13 protein-coding genes and 1 pseudogene are annotated in these 17,238 nt (G+C 69.7%); 13 read left to right on the top strand and 1 reads right to left on the bottom strand.

Annotation, left to right across the window (positions count from 1 at the left end; translation table 11 throughout):
- Positions 1-786: 786 nt before the first annotated feature.
- The 11 genes from ACFRMN_RS36575 (at position 787) to ACFRMN_RS36525 (ending at position 13,280) form a co-directional block, all read left to right on the top strand.
- Entirely contained in the window at positions 787-1,827 is a 1,041-nt protein-coding gene (locus tag ACFRMN_RS36575) for a ParB N-terminal domain-containing protein (RefSeq protein ID WP_383028336.1), read from the top strand.
- 121 nt (positions 1,828-1,948) lie between these two features.
- Positions 1,949-3,154, top strand: a complete 1,206-nt coding sequence (locus ACFRMN_RS36570) for an FAD-dependent oxidoreductase (protein WP_383028334.1) — start codon at positions 1,949-1,951, stop codon at positions 3,152-3,154.
- A gap of 200 nt (positions 3,155-3,354) precedes the next feature.
- Complete coding sequence (locus tag ACFRMN_RS36565; protein WP_383028332.1) at positions 3,355-4,533, top strand: nucleotide disphospho-sugar-binding domain-containing protein; 1,179 nt, start codon at positions 3,355-3,357, stop codon at positions 4,531-4,533.
- A 31-nt stretch (positions 4,534-4,564) separates the two neighbouring features.
- Entirely contained in the window at positions 4,565-5,347 is a 783-nt protein-coding gene (locus ACFRMN_RS36560) for a class I SAM-dependent methyltransferase (protein WP_383028329.1), read from the top strand.
- Positions 5,348-5,486: 139 nt separating this feature from the next.
- Positions 5,487-6,605 carry a DegT/DnrJ/EryC1/StrS family aminotransferase gene (locus tag ACFRMN_RS36555; RefSeq protein WP_383028327.1) on the top strand — a complete coding sequence of 373 codons (1,119 nt, stop codon included), beginning with the start codon at positions 5,487-5,489 and terminating at the stop codon, positions 6,603-6,605.
- Positions 6,606-6,657: 52 nt separating this feature from the next.
- Complete coding sequence (locus ACFRMN_RS36550) at positions 6,658-7,911, top strand: FAD-dependent oxidoreductase (protein ID WP_383028325.1); 1,254 nt, start codon at positions 6,658-6,660, stop codon at positions 7,909-7,911.
- Positions 7,912-7,918: 7 nt separating this feature from the next.
- Positions 7,919-9,088, top strand: coding sequence for a Glu/Leu/Phe/Val dehydrogenase dimerization domain-containing protein (locus ACFRMN_RS36545; RefSeq protein ID WP_383028323.1), 1,170 nt, complete (start codon positions 7,919-7,921; stop codon positions 9,086-9,088).
- Positions 9,088-9,951, top strand: a complete 864-nt coding sequence (locus ACFRMN_RS36540) for an HpcH/HpaI aldolase/citrate lyase family protein (RefSeq protein ID WP_383028320.1) — start codon at positions 9,088-9,090, stop codon at positions 9,949-9,951. The genes ACFRMN_RS36545 and ACFRMN_RS36540 overlap by 1 nt, the downstream gene beginning before the upstream one ends.
- 40 nt (positions 9,952-9,991) lie before the next feature.
- A complete protein-coding gene (locus ACFRMN_RS36535) occupies positions 9,992-11,542 on the top strand; it encodes a tryptophan halogenase family protein (RefSeq protein ID WP_383028317.1) in 1,551 nt (516 codons plus the stop codon).
- 47 nt (positions 11,543-11,589) lie between these two features.
- Positions 11,590-12,105, top strand: coding sequence for a flavin reductase family protein (locus ACFRMN_RS36530; RefSeq protein ID WP_383028314.1), 516 nt, complete (start codon positions 11,590-11,592; stop codon positions 12,103-12,105).
- Positions 12,102-13,280: a DegT/DnrJ/EryC1/StrS family aminotransferase gene (locus ACFRMN_RS36525; protein ID WP_383028313.1), complete on the top strand. Its 1,179-nt coding sequence runs from the start codon at positions 12,102-12,104 to the stop codon at positions 13,278-13,280. Before ACFRMN_RS36530 ends, ACFRMN_RS36525 begins: the two co-directional genes overlap by 4 nt.
- On the opposite strand, the gene ACFRMN_RS36520 is transcribed toward ACFRMN_RS36525, so the two are convergent.
- A complete protein-coding gene (locus ACFRMN_RS36520; protein ID WP_383028310.1) occupies positions 13,271-14,587 on the bottom strand; it encodes a glycosyltransferase in 1,317 nt (438 codons plus the stop codon). The two genes, ACFRMN_RS36525 and ACFRMN_RS36520, sit on opposite strands and share 10 nt — an antisense overlap.
- A gap of 626 nt (positions 14,588-15,213) precedes the next feature.
- Here ACFRMN_RS36520 and ACFRMN_RS36515 point away from each other — a divergent pair.
- Together ACFRMN_RS36515 and ACFRMN_RS36510 are read left to right on the top strand one after the other, a co-directional pair.
- A pseudogene (locus ACFRMN_RS36515) lies at positions 15,214-15,738 on the top strand (hypothetical protein); the annotation flags it as partial.
- Between the two features lie 105 nt (positions 15,739-15,843).
- Positions 15,844-17,139, top strand: a complete 1,296-nt coding sequence (locus ACFRMN_RS36510) for an FAD-binding oxidoreductase (RefSeq protein WP_383028338.1) — start codon at positions 15,844-15,846, stop codon at positions 17,137-17,139.
- Positions 17,140-17,238: the final 99 nt, after the last annotated feature.

The raw sequence follows: 17,238 nt of genomic DNA, 5'->3' as shown, positions 1-17,238 counted from the left end.
GGGCTCGCCCTGCTGTCTGCCCCGCACGCGAAACCGGGTATTGCTTGCTTCTGGTGGGTGCGGGTTGCTGTGTGTATCTGTTGTCCGGGTTGTTATCGCGGTCGGGAGTGCTGAACGGCGCTGCCTGTTTTCTGTGTGTCGGCTAGATTCGGATATGCGTACGGGGAATCGCAGACAGGGGGAGCCGTATGGGCTGTCTGACGCAAGTAGGACGCGATTGTGCTCGGGGTGTGCTGTACCGCCCGTTGAATGAGCATGTTGAGGATGACTACGGTCAAGCCTTGGAAAAGTACGGACCAAGTGGGCGCAAAGGGGTATTCGATCTCGGTCGAGGCGTTGAGCTGTTGTGTGGCGCGTCGTCGTGGGGGTCAGGATTCCGGTATTTTTCTGCGTCGTCATCCGTGGAGCCGTATTCCGGAATCCGGTCGTCCGTCTTCTGTTCGCGGGAATGATCTCGCTCGTCATTGGCCGCGATAACCGGTATCTGATATTCCGCGCGGTGCTTCCCGCTGCATTTGGTGGCGCCGTAGCCGGGATCGTTGTCCGCGGTGGGCGGGGCGGGTCGCGGCATGTGTGCGCCGGTGGTGTGCGCGTGTGCCCGTGTGCTGTGTTCCGCCGCTGTGCGGGAGGCGGCTGCTGCTGTCCGGCGGGCGGTTTCCGCGATGCCCTGTCCGGCGCGGGCCCCTCCGCGCGGCCGGCCCGGAGACGTACGGCCGTGACGACAACCGACCTGCCGCACGATTCGACGAACAAGCGCCTGAACCGCGCCTGGAGAGCTGAAGGTCCATGGGTACACATACTGTTGAGCGTTCTCGGAAAAATCTGTCCGAGATACTTCCCGAGCTGACCGCCGCCGACGGAACGCGGTGGGGGGTCGCCGCTCCTGAGCGCCGCTCGGTTCCGATAGATTCCCTGGTTCCCGCGGACTCGCCGCGGATGAAGGGGATCGACGAGAGCCATGTCGAGGCCCTCAATGAGGTGGAGACCCGGCTTCCGCCGATTGTCGTCCACCGGCCCACGTGGCGTGTGGTGGATGGAATGCACCGGCTGGACGCCGCTCGCCGGCGTGGTGACACGGCCATCGACGCCTACCTGCTGGATGTGCCGGAGCGTGAACTGTTCGCGATCTCGGTGCGGTTGAACACCGCGCACGGCATGCCGCTCTCGTATGCCGAGAGAGTGGCCGCCGCGGGCCGGTTACTGCGGGAGAACGCGGAGATGTCGGACCGGTATGTGGCGTCGGCCGCTGGTCTGGCCGCCCGGACGGTTGCCCGGATCCGGCGTTCAACCGGTGACGGTCCGCACCTGAACGCCCGGATCGGCATGGACGGCAAGGTCCATCCCCGGGGTGTGGCGCAGGGGCGGGAGCGGGCCGGCCGGTTACTGGCGGAGCGGCCCGGCGCGAGTCTGCGTGAGGTCGCACGGGCCGCGGGGATCTCGCTGGGAACGGCCCATGACGTCAAGATGCGCCTGCTGCGCGGGGAGGACCCGATGCCCGGGGGCGGCCGGTCCGGGGCCGTGGAGCAGCCGTCCGGGCAGCACCCGCCGCGCGCGCCGCGTGACACGCCGCCGTTGTCGACGGCGGAACTCCTCAAGAGGCTGCGCAGGGATCCGGCGTTGCGGTCGACGGATTCCGGACGGGTGGTGCTGAGGCTGCTGGCGTTGCACGATCTCGATACCCCGGCCTGGACGAGCATTGTGATGAACCTGCCCGCGCATTGCACGGACGTGGTCGCGGTGCTGGCCCGGCAGAGCGCGCTGCGGTGGACGCAGTTCGCCGATCAGCTTGAAGAGGAGGCGGCGGGCGGGCCCCGGGCCGGCGAATGATTTTACCCTCGCTTGAACGTTTCCAGCGGCTGTAGATTCTCACCGTCTTCCGGCCGGTGTTTCTTTCGGACAACCGTTTTCGGCGAGAGCTGGACACAGAATGCGGGGGAGAGTGGGAACGATGAGGACGACATGTGCCATTGCCGGGGCCGGGCCCGCCGGGCTGATGCTCGGCATGCTGTTGGCCAGGGCGGGAGTCGATACGGTGGTCCTGGAGAAGCACAGTGACTTCTTGCGTGACTTCCGCGGCGATACCGTGCACGCCTCGACGCACCGGCTCATGGGAGAACTGGGCCTGCAGGAAAAATTCATGAAGCTTGCGCACCAGAAGATTTACCGGCTGCAGGTGGTCACCGACGAGGGCACTTTCACGCTCGCTGATTTCCGGCGGCTGCCGGGAAAGGTGAAGCACATCACCTTCCTGCCGCAGTGGGATTTCCTTGACTTCCTGGTCGAGGAAGCCGGCCGGTTCCCCAATTTCCGGATTCTGCGGAACAGTGAGGTCACCGGGGCGATCGAGGAGAACGGCCGGATCACCGGGCTGCGCTACCGCGACGCGGCGGGCGAGCACGGGATACGGGCGGACCTCACGGTGGCCGCGGACGGCAGACGGTCGGCGCTGCGCGAGTCCGCTGGCCTGCGGCCGGAGGTCTTCGGTTCCGGCATGGACATCCTGTGGTTCCAGCTCTCGAAGAAGGAAGGCGACCCCGGCGGGATGGTGGGCCGGCTCTCGGACGGGAAGCTCCTCGTCCGTATCGAGCGCCAGACCCACTGGCAGACCGCCTACACCGTCCGCAAGGGCGGATACGAGGAGGTCAGGGCGCGCGGCCTGGACTGGTTCCGGGAGACCCTGGGCGAACTCACCCCGTTCCTCGCGGACAGGGTCCATGAAGTGCGCAGCTGGGACGACGTCAAGGTCCTGGACATCCAGATCGACCGCCTCGCGCGCTGGTGGCGTCCGGGGCTGCTGTGCATCGGGGACGCGGCCCACACCATGTCGCCGATCATGGGCGTCGGGATCAACCTCGCCGTGCAGGACGCCGTGGCCGCCGCCAATATTCTGGCCGGCCCGCTGGCGTCCGGAACAGTCACCGAGAAGCACCTCATGCGCGTCCAGAAGCGGCGCGCCCGTCCCACGGCGGCCACCCAGCGCCTCCAGCGGTTCCTGCAGACCCGGTTCCTGGAGCCGTGGGTACGCGGAGAGGGCAAGGCGCCGACGCCGGTGGTGCTGCGGATCCTGAAGCGCCTGCCGGCCCTCCAGGCGGGCCCGGCCCGCACGATCGGGATCGGCCTGCGCCCGGAGCACCCGGTCCCGGAGCTGCGGTGAACACCGCCCGCCGGGGCATCCGGTGACCCGCACTGTCCGTAGTGCCCGCACCGCCCGTACCACCCGCACCGCCCGTACCACCCGCACCATTCGCACCGCCCGTACTGCCCGGTCCTGTTGACCACGTCTGTTGGTCTGTTGACCGCTCTCGTTGACCGTGCCCCGGTGTTGGTCGGGGTGTCCGAATGGAGATGAGTGCTTTGCGCGTTTTGATGATGATCACTCCCGGTGCTGGTCATACCTATCCCATGGTGCCGCTGGGCTGGGCTCTGCAGTTGGCCGGCCATGAGGTGCTTGTCGCTTCGTGCGGTCCGGGTCTGCTGATGGGGGAGGCCGGTGTGCGCTGTGTGGATGTGGCCCCCGGGCTGTCGTTGACGCGGATGCAGGCCAAGCTCGCTCGGAGCCGCCCGGATGTGGTCGCCAGGCTGAACAACGGTGCCCTGGACCCTGATTACCGCGAGACGATCGGTATGGCGGTTGCCGGGGCGCTGCGTCTCCAGCCCGGCATGGTCGAGGCCATGATCCATACGGCCGAGGAGTGGCGCCCGGACGTCATTGTCTACTCGCCGCTGCTGACGCCCGCTCTGGTGGCCGCGGCGAAGCTGGGGGTGCCCGCGGTGCGTAACGAGTTCGGGCTGGTGCGTGCGGATGACTCGCCCCGGCTGATGCGTGAGATGCACAGTGAGCTGTTCGAGGCGCACGGTGTGGAGCTGCCCGAGGTGATGGCCACCATCGACATCACACCACCGAGTATGGGACCGATCGAGCCGGGTTCCTGGCAGATGGCTGCCGTCCCCTTCAACGGGGGTGGTGTCCTGCCACCCGGTATCTACGACTATCTGGTGCGTGCCGAGCGCGGTACCCCGCGTATCGCGGTGACCTTGGGCAGCGGCCCGCCGCCGATGGAGACCGCGCGTGTGGTGCGCGGCATTGTGGCGGCGGCTGCCGGTATGGATGCCGAGTTCGTGCTGGCGGCGCCCAATGCGGAGCTGGACTCGCTGGGGCCGTTGCCGGGCAATGTGACGTCGCTGGGCTGGGCGCCGCTGGTTTCGCTGATGTCGCGCAGTTCGCTGGTGATCCATCACGGCGGGCCGGGTTCGGCGTTCGGCGCGTTGATGAGCGGACTGCCGCAGATCATCCCGGAGTTCGGCGGTCTCGGCCGGTCGCTGATCATGGACGCGGTCGGGGGCCGGGGCGTGGGTGTGGCCGTGCAGCCGGAGGAGGTCGGCCGTGAGCTGCTGGAATCGGTACTGGCGGACGAGAAGATGAGGAGGGCCGCACGCGAGGTGCGGGAGGAGATCCGGGGCCTGCCGACACCGCTCGATGTCGTCGAGCAGCTTACCGGCCTGGTGGACAGGGCCGGGGGAGGGGCCGGATGACCACCGCCACCCGGCCTTGGGGAGGGGCCGGATGAGCGCTTCCACGCGGGCCGGGTGGGGTGGTGTGCTGGCCGCGGCACGCACCATCTATGACGTCGCTCCACTCTACGAGGCGATCTATCTCGGCCGTGGCAAGGATTACGCGACGGAGGCGGCGAAGGTGGCCGCTGTGATCAGGGAGCGGAACCCGGGTGCCCGGGACCTGCTGGATGTGGGCTGCGGGCCGGCCGCGCATCTGCGGCATCTCGCCGCTCTCTTCGGCCGGGTGGAGGGTGCGGATGTGGCCGAGCCGATGCTCGACCTCGCGCGGCGGCGGCTGCCCGGGGTTGCCTTCCACCGTGCGGACATGCGTGATTTCGACCTCGGCCGCCGGTTCGACACGGTGATCAGCTTGTTCAGCGCGATCGGCAATGTCGGTGACGGAGCCGAACTGCGCGCCGCCGTGGGCTGTCTGCGGCGCCATCTGCGGCCCGGCGGGGTGCTGGTGGTCGAGCCGTGGTGGTTCCCGGAGAACTTCGTGAGCGGTCATGTCGGCCGGGATGTCGTCGAGTTCGGCCCCGTGACCGTCGCCCGCGTCTCGCATTCGGTCAGAAAGGGCTCCAGCAGCCATATGACCGTGCACTACGTCGTGGCCGAACCGGGTGAAGGCATCTGGCACTTCACCGACGAACATGTCATGGCGCTGTTTTCCCGCGACGAGTACATCGCGGCATTCCGTGAGGCGGGTCTGGACGCGGAATTCCTCGATCTGGGCAATGGCGGCCCCGGTGTTTTCGTCGGCACTCCCGTCCGGGCACCGGCGGCCCGCCGGTAAACGCGGTCCTTGCCGTCATGTCCGCGCAGGATCCGGGCACTTCCCGGTTCCCTCCTGTTCTCCCCGGGGTCGAACATGCCGGCGGCAGAAGCCCCGGGGATATGGTCAGGCTATTGGCGAAGACGAGTTGGAGAATTGGATGACGACCTTGGTGTGGTCCTACAGCGAGGAGTACGCCGCCGAGCGAGAAGATATTCTCGACGCGGTGGACTCGGTGTTCTCCTCCGGGCAGCTCATTCTCGGCCCGAGCGTTTCCGGATTTGAGGATGAATTCGCCGCGTGGCACGGTGTGGAGCACTGTGCCGGAGTCGACAACGGCACCAACGCGGTCACGCTCGCGCTTCAGGCGCTGGGCGTGGGCCCGGGGGACGAGGTCATCACCGTCTCCAACACCGCCGCGCCGACCGTGGTGGCGATCACCGCTACCGGAGCGGTCCCGAGGTTCGTGGACATCGACCCGGTGACGTATCTGATGGACACGGCGCAGCTGGCCGGCGCCGTGAACGAGCGGACCCGCTGTGTCCTGCCGGTGCACCTGTACGGGCAGTGTGTGGCGATGGATCCGGTCGTCGAACTGGCGAGGGCGCACGGCCTGCGGGTGGTGGAGGACTGTGCCCAGGCCCACGGTGCCCGGCAGGGCGGCCGGTTGGCCGGCACGGCCGGTGACGCGGCCGCTTTCTCCTTCTACCCGACGAAGGTGCTGGGCGCGTACGGCGACGGCGGCGCGGTGATCACCGGCCGGGCCGATGTCGACAGGAATCTGCGGCGTCTGCGCTACTACGGGATGGAGGAGCGTTACTACGTGGAGGCGCTTCCGGGACACAACAGCCGCCTGGACGAGGTGCAGGCGGAGATCCTGCGGCGCAAGCTGCGGCGGCTGGACGGCTATATCGCCGCGCGGCGCGCGGTGGCCGGCCGTTACCGGGAGGCGCTGGGCGACACCGGCCTGGTCCTGCCGCGGACCGCGCCCGGCAACGACCATGTCTACTACCTCTATGTCGTGCGGCATCCGGCCCGCGACACCATCATCGAGCGGCTGCGCGGCTACGGCATCCGTCTCAACACGAGCTATCCGTGGCCCGTGCACACCATGGCCGGGTTCGCGCACCTTCCATCGGCGAAGGAGTCCCTGCCGGTCACCGAACGGCTGGCCGGGGAGATCTTCTCGCTCCCGATGTATCCCTCTTTGACCCCTGAACGGCAGGACCGTGTGATCGAGTGCCTGCGCACGGTCCTGGCCACCATTGACGCCGCCTGAGAATCCGGCGGGTCCTGGCGTGAGGCGTGGGCTGATCCAGATGTCTTCACTGATGAGTACAGACACCTTCGCCCCCAGGGCGGTGGTGGTCGGAGCGGGACCGGTCGGCTGTCTGGCCGCGCAGGTCCTTGCCCGGCGCGGCTACACGGTCGAGGTCTACGAGAAGCGCGGGCACTACGTCGAGCACGGTCTGCGCTACGACGGGCGCACCATCAATCTGTCCCTGTCACCCAGAGGGGTGGGCGCACTTGACGGTTACTGTGCTCCCGCGGCGCTGGACGAGCTCGTGGTGGCGATGGAGCACCGGGTACGCCATGAGGCGGACGGCCGGGTCCGCGCCGCCGGGTACGGGCGGGCCGGCCGGCGCAACCTGTCGATCGACCGTAACGATCTGAACCTGCTGCTGATGAGGAGCGCCGGCCCCGGCGTGCGGTTCGTCTTCGGGGCGCGGTGCACCGGTGTGGACTTCACCGCGCGGCGGGTGACCTTCGCCGGCCGGCGGGGCGGGGAGGTCCAGGCCGGGTACGACCTGCTCGTCGGCGCCGACGGCACCCACTCCGTGGTGCGGGGCCGGCTCGCCGAGCAGGGCCTGACCCGCAGCCGGCAGCGGCGGATCGGGGTCGAGTACCGGGAGGTCACACTGCGGCCCGCGCCGGGGGATGAGCGCATGACCCCGACGGCGATTCATGTCTGGCCGCGGGAGGGCTTCTTCATGGTGGGTCTGCCCAACCGGGACGGTTCGCTGCGCTGCACGCTCGTCCTGCCGCGTGAGGGCGCACTGACCTTCGCCGGTCTTGCCGACGGGGAAGCGCTGGGGGCCTTCCTTCGGCGTCATTTCCCCGACGCGGCGGACATCCACCGCCCCGGTGAGGCGGACGGGCCGGGGGCGGTGGTGAGTTCGCTGTCGGTGGTGACCTGTGCTCCGGTGGTCCACGGAGGTTCGGTCGTACTGCTCGGCGACGCGGCGCACACCGTGGCGCCGTTCCTGGGGCAGGGCGTCAACCTCGGCCTGGAGGACTGCGCCGCCCTGGCCGGGCACCTTGAGAAGTGGCCGGACGAACAGGGCACGGCGCTGGCCGGGTTCCAGCGCGAGCGTGTGCCGGAACACGAGGCCGCGGCGGCCCTCTCGCTCGCGAACTACGACGAGTTGAACGCGACCGGAGCGCGCCCCGCCGCGCCGGGCACCATCCCGCTTCCCACGCTGGTCAACTTCGACAGCTCCACCTACCGGGAAGCACTCGACATCTACTCACGCGGCCACCGTGCTTCCGCGGTGGCCCGGCCCGAGCGACCGACCGGAGGGTGAGCACGCCGTGAGCACGACCCAACTCGCCAGGGTGTTCCACTGGCGGGACGACCTGACCGAGGCAGAGGGATGGCTGGTCATCGACAGCCTGGTCGGTGGCGTCTCGGGCGGTGGCCTCTTCATGCACCCGCGCGTCACGCTGTCCGAGGTGGCCGACCTCGCCGCCACCATGTCGCTGAAGAACACCCTGCAACGCCCGCGGTTCGGCGGCGGCAAGGGAGGCATCCGCTTCGATCCCGCCTCGCCGCAGGCCGAGGACGTCCTGCGCCGGTTCATGATCGCGCACCGGGAGGTCATCGCCCGTGAGTGGAGCACCGGGGCCGACCTCTACACCAGCAGGGAGGTCATCGAACGCATCGCACGGGAGGACCTGGCGCTGCCCACCGCGTTCACCGCGATGGCCGCGACGCTGGCCCGCCATGCCCGCATCCCCTCGCAGGCCCAGGCCATGCCGGGGCGGCTGGCGCAGCCCTGGAACGAGCACGCGAGCGTGGACGACGCCGCCACCGGCCACTCGGTCGCCGAGGCGATCCGGCTGTCCGCCGGCAAAAGGCCCCGTGTGGCGGTCCAGGGGTTCGGCAGCGTCGGGTCGAACACCGCGCACTCGCTCACCTCCCGGGGCATCGGTGTGGTCACCGGCATCTGCGAGAAGGAGGGCTACCTCCTGGACCCCGGCGGCATCGACGTGGCGGAGCTGCTGCGGCGCCGCTCCGGGCGCGGGGACCGGCCGGCTCTCGGCGACCTCGTGGGGGAGGGCCCGCGCCGGGACTGGACGTGGGTGCCGCGTGCCGCCGGCCTGAGCGACGAGGACTTCCTCACCGAGTTCGTCGCCGTCACCGGACCCGAGGTCCTTACCCCGTGCGCGACCCGCTACGCGGTGACCGACCGGGTCATGCGGGAGTTCGCGAACAACTCCGGGCAGGTGGTGGTCTGCGGCGCCAACAACGCTTTTTCCTCCGGCGAGGTGAAGGCGGACTGGGCGCGGCGGGGAGTGACCATCGTCCCGGAATGGGTCTCCAACTCGGGCGCGGCCATTCTCTTCGCCGAACTGCTGAAGACGGAACGCTCCGACCGGGAGACGGTCCAGTCGATCTTCGCGGCCATCACCGAGCGGATCGAGGAATTCCTTGTCACCCATGGCCTGCACGTCAACAACCGGAAGAGGGATACAGGCTGATGCTGCGCACCAACAAGACGCTGGAACTGATCCGGGAGGGGAGCTCGGCCGTCGGCACCTGGCTCCAGCTGCACAGTGTCGCGGCGACCAGGCTGCTGGTCGCGCAGGGCACCTTCCGCTGGATGCTGGTGGACTTCGAGCACACGCCGGTCGACCACTCGACGGCCGGCCATATCTTCGGCGCGGTCTCCGACCTGAGCGGCGGCGAGATCACCCCGGTCGCCCGGGTCGCCGCGGGCACCGTCGACCACATCAAGCACGCGCTGGACGCGGGCGCCCAGGGCGTGATCGTGCCCATGGTGAACACCGCCGAGGAGGCCAGGGACGCCGTCCGCTTCGCCCGGTTCCCGCCCCGCGGCGAGCGCGGCGGCGGTGGCATGCTCCCGCACGTGGGCTTCGGTGTGAACGCCCCGGACTATATCGCGGGGGCCAACGACGAGATCCTTGTCGGCGTCCAGATCGAAACGGTCCAGGGCGTGGCGAACATCAGGGAGATCCTTGCCGTCGAGGGAATCGACCTGGTCTTCATCGGCCCCAACGACCTGCATCTTTCGCTGGGTCTGCCGGCGAGGTTCTGGAGCCCGGAGCCGTCGTTCCAGGACGCCGTGCGCACGGTGACCGAAGCCTGCCGCGAGCACGGCATGCCCTTCGGCACCCTGTGCCGGGAGGCCGCTTCCGTCCGGGACCGCGTCGATGACGGTTTCACCTTCGTCGGACTCGCCAGCGATCTGCATTTCATGCTGACCCGGGCCGGCGAGGAATACGGCTCTCTCCACGGACTGGCCGAGCCCGCGAGCACCTGGTGCAACATGGTCAATCTCGACCGTCTGCCCGATTCACTGCGCGGCCTGCCCCGCTCGTGAGCCCTGCCCGAAACACACACGGAAAGTGACGGAGAAAAAAATGGTCGACAAGGTAGTGATCGTGGGCGGCGGAACGTCCGGCTGGATGAGCGCCGGCTATCTCAAGGCCGCCTTCGGCGACCGGATATCGGTGACCGTCGTGGAATCCGACCGGGTACCGACGATCGGCGTCGGTGAGGCCACGTTCAGCACCGTGCGGCACTTCTTCGAGTATCTCGGTCTCAAGGAGACCGACTGGATGCCGGCCTGCAACGCCACCTACAAACTGGGCATCCGCTTCCAGGACTGGTCCGCGAGGGGTGAGCACTTCTACCACCCCTTCGAGAGGCTGCGGGTCGTCGACGGCTTCCCGCTGACGGACTGGTGGCTCAAGCAGCGGCCGTCGGACCGGTTCGACGCCGACAACTTCGTGATGGCGGCGCTGGGCGACAACCTGCGCTCGCCGCGCTTCATGGACGGAACGCTCTTCGAGCACGGCAGCAGCGAACTGGGGCCGCGGGGCGCCGCCTTCCGGTCCACCCTGAGCGAGCAGGACACTCAGTTCCCCTACGCCTACCACTTCGACGCGGCGCTCCTCGCCGGGTTCCTCACCGAGTACGGCGTCAGCCGCGGGGTGCGGCATGTGACCGACGACGTGGTGGATGTCAGGCTCGATGACCGCGGCTGGATCTCGGCGGTCACCACGCGCGGGCACGGTGACCTCCAGGGCGACCTCTTCATCGACTGCACCGGATTCAAGGGGCTGCTGCTGAACGAGGCGCTGGGCGAGCCGTTCGTTTCGTACCAGGACACGCTGCCCAACGACCGCGCGGTGGCGCTGCGCGTCCCGGTGGACACCGCTGAGCGGGGCATCCCCCCGTACACCAGGGCCTCGGCGATGGAGGCCGGCTGGATCTGGACGATTCCGCTGTTCGACCGTATCGGCACCGGTTATGTGTACGCGGGCGAGTACTGCTCGCCCGAGGACGCCGAGCGCACCCTGCGGGAGTTCGTGGGTCCCGGCGCCGAGGACCTTGAGGCCAACCACATCCGCATGCGGATCGGCCGCAGCCGTAACTCCTGGGTGAAGAACTGCGTCGCGGTCGGCCTGTCGAGCGGATTCGTCGAACCGCTGGAGTCGACCGGCATCTTCTTCATCCAGCACGGCATCGAGCAGCTGGTCAAGCATTTCCCGCAGGCCGACTGGTCCGGACGGCTGCGGGAGTCCTACAACCGCGCGGTGAACAACTGCATGGACGGTGTAAGGGAGTTCCTGGTGCTGCACTACCGGGCCGCGGCGCGCGACGACAACCAGTACTGGCGGGACGCCAAGACCCGCCAGGTGCCCGACGCGCTGGCCGCGCGGCTGGAGCAGTGGCAGACCAAAATGCCGGACGCCGAGAACATCTTCCCGCACTACCACGGCTTCGAGGCGTACTCCTACGTGGCGATGCTGATGGGGCTGAAGGGCGTCGCGCTGCGCGCGCCGGGCGCGCTTGACCTGGCGGACGGGAGCGCCGCCGCGAAGGAGTTCGAGCGGGTGCGGGCCACCGCGGGCGAGCTGGTGCGCGGCCTGCCCGGTCAGTACGAGTACCTCGCCCGGATGCGCTGACGACAGGAGACGGCCGTGCTACGGAAGGAAAGCCTGGTGATGACGGGATGACCGCGCCCCGTATCCCTTCGGCGGCCACTGCCGCGCCCGGGGATTTTCGCGAGCTGATGGCCGGCTATCCCACCGGGGTGGCGGTGGTCACGGCGTTCGACGCGGCACGGCGGCCGTGGGGGATGACCTGTTCGTCCCTGTGCAGTGTCACGCTGAGGCCACCGACCCTGCTGGTCTGCGTACGCAGCGCCAGCCCGACCCTCGACGCCGTCCTGGACGGTGAGCGTTTCTCGGTCAATCTGCTGGGCGAGGCCGGGCGCCCGGTCGCCGAGCTGTTCGCGTCGGGGGCCCCCGACCGGTTCGACCGTGTGAGGTGGCAGGACCCGCCGGGCTGCGGTGGCCCGCATCTGCCCGGTGTGGCGCACGCGGTGGCCGACTGCCGGGTGGTGAGGGCCGAGCCGGTCGCCGGCCACACGGTGGTCTTCGGGGAGGTCGAGCGGTCGGTGACCCGGGAGGCCCCGCGGCCGCTGATGTACGGGCTGCGCGGCTATGCCCTCTGGCCGGCGCCGTGAGGGCCAAACGGGCGCGCGGTGATCTGGCGTACTTCGGCGGTACGCCGGGTTTCGCCGAGGACATCAGGGTGGGGACGCCGAACGTACCGGCCAAGGACCGCTATCTGGAGCTGGTGAGCGAGGCCATCGACCGCCGGTGGCTGAGCAATCTGGGCCCGCTGGTGCGGCGGTTCGAGGCGCTGTCGGCGCCGCGGACGCTGCGGGCGCACAACACCGCCACGAACAACGCCACCACCGCGCTGCAGATCGCCGTGCGGGCGTGCGGCATCACCGGCGAGGTGATCATGCCGTCGTTCACCTTCGTGGCGAGCGCCCACGCGATGAACTGGATCGGCCTGACACCGGTGTTCGCCGACGTCGATCCCGAAACGGGCACCCTGGATCCCCGTTCGGTCGCCAAGGCGGTGTCGCCGCGCACCGGAGGCATTCTGGGTGTCCATATCTGGGGCAACCTCTGCGACACGGCCGGACTCGACGATGTGGCCCGGGCGGCGGGGGTGCCGCTCGTCTTCGACTCGGCCCAGGCGTTCGGGTGCCGGCCCCTGCTGCCGGGCCCGTCAGCGGGGGCCGGTATGGCGGAGGTGTTCAGCTTCCACGCGACGAAGATCCTGAACTGTTTCGAGGGCGGGCTCGTCGCCACCGACTCCGCCGAGGTCCACTCCCGCGTGCGCTCGATGCACAACTTCGGCTTCGACGAGGCGATGGACGTCGTCGGCCCGGGCACCAACGCGAAGATGAACGAGTCGTCGGCGGCGATGGGCATCGCCTCCATCGAGCACCTGGACGACATGCTGAAGGTCTACCGGGCCCTCTACCTGCGCTACCGGCAGGGTCTGGCGCAGGTGCCCGGCATCACGCTGATGGCGGCCCCCCGGGGCCAGAGCCACAACCACCAGTACGTCGTCGTGCGGGTGGACCCCGAGGTGGCGGGCCTGGGCCGGGACCGGCTCTCCGACATTCTCGGCGCGGAGAACATCCGTACCAAGAAGTACTTCTCGCCGGGCTGCCACCGCATGCGGCCCTACCGTCAGGACGCCGGGCACACGCCCGTCGGCCTCCCGGTGACCGAGATGCTGACGGAGCGTGTGCTCGCCCTTCCCACCGGGCTGTCGGTGACGCCGGGCGATGTGGACCGCATCTGCGACGTGCTGGCCGCCGCCGTGCGCTACGGGTGAGGCGGCGGCCGGTCGCCCGCCACGGGGCCGGCGCCGCCCGCCAGTTCCTCGATGAGCTCGGCGGCGCGGCGCGGCCCGTTGAGGGCGCGGTACTCCTCACCCAGGCGCCGGGCACGGGCGCGGAAGGACGGCTCGTGCAGCACGCGCCGCGCCGCCGCGCGCAGCCGGCCCTCCAGGCCGTGGCCGCTCTTGAGGTGCACTCCGGCACCGGACCAGCCGACGTGCGCGCCGACCTCGTTCTTGTCCTCGGTGGCCGAGGCCACGACCAGCGGGACGCCGTTGCTCAGCGCGGCCGTCACACCGCCGTATCCGCCGTTGGTGACGAGGAGGTCGGCGTGCGGGAGCAGGTGGTGGTAGGGCACGAAGCGCTCGACCCGTATGTTGTCCGGCAGCGGGCCCAGGCCGAGCTGCCCGGGCGGCACGCCGGTCGTGACGACGACCAGGGCGTCGAGGCCGGACAGCGCGCGGATCGCGGGCCGCAGCAGGCGTTCCGGCTCGTTGGCGACGGTGCCCTGCGTGAGGTGCACCACGGTGTCGTGTGCCGTGAGGTCGTCCCACCAGGCCGGCGGCTCGAACGCGTCGGTCCGCGCGCCCGTGACGGGACCCACGAACCGGGTCTGCGGCAGCAGATCACTGCGCGGGTACTCGAACGACGGCACGGTCCCCAGCAGATACAGCGATGGCATCCGGACGATGTTCTCGAACGCGCCGGCGCTGATCGGTGCCAGACCCACCCCGGTGCGTGTGCGGTCCGCCGCGCGGCGCAGTTCGCGCATGATGACGTGGTCCGCCGTCCATTTCAGCGTCCGGTTGCGCAGCCGTCCCAGAGTCGAGGAGCTGGGTCCGAGGCCCATGCCGAAGGGTGCGGTGTCCCGGCTGCCGAGGGTGTAGACCGAGGTGGCCATCCAGACCAGCGGAATCCCCGTCAGCTCGCTCAAAAACCCGCCCGCGTAGGTGGTTTCGTCCGTGACGACCACGTCCGGCTTCAATTCCCCGGCCAGTGCGAGAAGGTCCTGGAGCTGGTCGGGCGCGGTGCCGAGAAACACGTCCCGGAAGACCGCCGTCATTCCCTTGACGCCGGTGAGACCCGCATGGCCGGGAAACGCCTCGTCATGTGTCATTCCGCCGTAGTCGAATCCGGAGACGATCGGGGCGAACCGGGCCCCGGTCCTTTCGACGCGTTCCCGGAAAACCTTGCCCGTGTACCAGGTCACCGTGTTTCCGCGGTACACGAGCTCTTTCACCAGGTGCGTGATGACATTGACATGGCCCTCGGCCGGCGCCGTCGCCACGAGAATATTCGCCAAGGCTCTTCCTCTCCTCTCGGCCGGTTCCTGCTGTGGGCGGAACGCTAACCCACAAGCCGGCCGCCCAGGACTGTTCGTGACCAAGGCCGTTCAGGCGGGTGATCTGGCCGAACGGCATGCCGCGGGAAAACATGGTTCCGGGAGGTGTGTTCAATGCGGATACCCGTGACCGGGGGAGCCGGGTTCATCGGAACCAGTTATGTACGCATGCTCGTGTCGGATACGGAAACACAGGGGCGGAGGCCGCGGGTCACCGTCCTGGACAAACTCACGTACGCCGGAAATCCGGTCAATCTCGAATCGGTCGCGGGACGTATCGCATTCGTCCGCGCCAACGTCCGCGGCATCCGGCTGGTCGCCGAGCGCGGCCCGGCGGGCGAGTGCGACAGGAAGCCGCCCCGGCCGTCCCGGATCGTCGAGGCGAGCCCGCGGTCGAAGGGGCCGGTACCTCGCGCATCGTGCCTGGTGGCAGCGGCCCGACCGCGGCGCGGGGTGAGTCGCGGCGTGGGCGCCCGGGCGCGGCGGGGGACCCAATATAGGTAGGCAGCCTACTCAAGGCGGGCCGGCTGTGTTACCAATAGTTGGTAGCCAACATATTGGCAGGCAATCGAGAAGGGACCCCTCCAGTGACCAAACTGCTGCTCGCGGTGCACGTGCTGGCGTCGATCGTGGCGATCGGCCCCATCACAGTGGCGGCGTCGATGTTCCCCCGCTTCGTCAGGCCGCAGACCGGCGAGGACCCGGGCGGCGAGGAGCGCACCCCCGCCACCGCGGCCCTGCTGCACCGGATCTGCCGGGGGTACACCGCCGTCGGCGTCGCCGTACCGGTCTTCGGTCTCGCCACCGGGGCCCAGATGGGTGTGCTGGGCGACGCCTGGCTCATCGCCTCGGTCATCCTCACCGCGATCGCCGCGGCCCTGCTGCTGGCGGCGATCCTGCCCGGCCAGGAGCGGCTGCTCGCCCAGCCCGCCGGTCCGGGCGTGGGAACGGACGCGGGAACGGGTGCGGGTGCTGGTGCTGGTGCGGTCATCGCCACCGCGGAGGCGACGCGCTCGGCGGCGGTCCGCCTGGCCATGGTCACCGGCATCTTCAACCTGCTCTGGGCCGTCGTCGTGGTCCTGATGATCGTCCGCCCCGGTTCCACGACCGGCCCGACCGCTTCCACGACCGGCCCGACCGCTTCCACGACCGGCACCCGAGTGCTCCACGCACGCCCGCGGACCGCCCACCGAGCACGGTTGACGACAAGGACAGAGATGACAGCCGAAAACGAAGCGTCCGCCCTGGCCGGAACCCTGGCCGACTCCGTCGCCGGGCCGGTGCTGCTGCCCGGTGACAGCGGATTCGCCGACGAACTGGCCAGTTTCCAGCTCGGGCTGCGGCACCGGCCCGACCTGGTGGTCGGCGCGCGCCGGGCCTCCGACGTCCAAACCGTGCTGCGGCTGGCCGGTGAGTACGGCGTTCCGGTCACCGTGCACAACACCGGGCACGGGATGCGCTTTTCCGCGGACGGGGGAGTGGTGCTGACGCTGCGCCGGCTCAACGGCGTCCTGGTCGACCCCGATGCCCGCACCGCCCGCGTCGGCGGCGGCGCGACCTGGAGCGAGGTCATGGCGGCCGCGGCCCCGCACGGGCTGGTGCCGCCCAGCGGCAGCCTGGGCTGCGTCGGCGCCGTCGGCTACACCCTCGGCGGCGGCATCAGTCTGCTGGCCCGCTCGGACGGCTGGGCCAGCGACCTGGTCCGCTCGTTCACCGTGACAACCGAGGACGGCGAGGAGCGGGAGGTCGGCCCCGGCGACGCCGAGTGGTTCGCCCACCTGCGCGGCAGCGGACCGATGCGGGGCGAGGTCGTCACCGAGATGACCATCGGCCTGCTGCCCGAGGGGCGCCTCCAGGGCGGCGGGCTGACCTTCGACATCGGCGCGACGGGAGCGGAGGGCGACCCTGCGGTGCTGCACGCCTTCCGGGAGTGGACGGCCGGCCTGCCCGGCGAACTCACCTCCACACTGCGGGTGATGTCCTTCCCCGACCTCGACTACCTGCCTCCCCGGCTGCGCGGCCGGCGCATCGCACGGGTCGCGGTCGCGCTGCGCGGCACGCGGGAGGACGCCGCGCGGCTGGTCGCGCCGCTGCGCAAGGTGGCCCCGGTGATCGAGGACACCCTGGCCCCCATGCCGTTCGGCGAGTACGGGCGGGTGCATGCCGAACCGGACAGCCCCGGCCCGTTCATCGGCGAGAACCTTCTGGTCGGCTCGCTCGACCCGGCGGCCCTGGAGAACCTGGCCCGGCTGACCGGACCCACGATGGTGATCATGAACATCCGTCACCTCGGCGGAGCCCTCCTCGGCCCGGCCGCGGTCCCGGACACCGTGCGGGGACGCGACGCGCACTACCTCGTCGCGGCCGTGGCCCCGGTGGACCCGTTGGTGTCGCTCTCCCACCCCGCGGCCGCCCATGACCAGGCCAGTCCCGGCTGGGCGCTGGAGCCGTTCGGCACGGCCCGTCTCGGCGTCAGCCCGGGATTCACCGTCGGCCCCCGCGGGCGCGGCTGACCCCCCGACGGAGCGCCCGGACGGTTCCCCAAAGCCGTCCGGACGCTCTGTTCAATCTTGTCACCGGTGAATCCCGGGCCATATTCTCCGACGAGTCGG

The sequence above is a fragment of the Streptomyces sp. NPDC056835 genome (genome assembly GCF_042789485.1).
In the GTDB taxonomy this organism is placed as follows: domain Bacteria; phylum Actinomycetota; class Actinomycetes; order Streptomycetales; family Streptomycetaceae; genus Streptomyces.
Note: the sequence above shows the minus strand (reverse complement) of the source record. Positions and strands in the feature narration are given on the sequence as shown.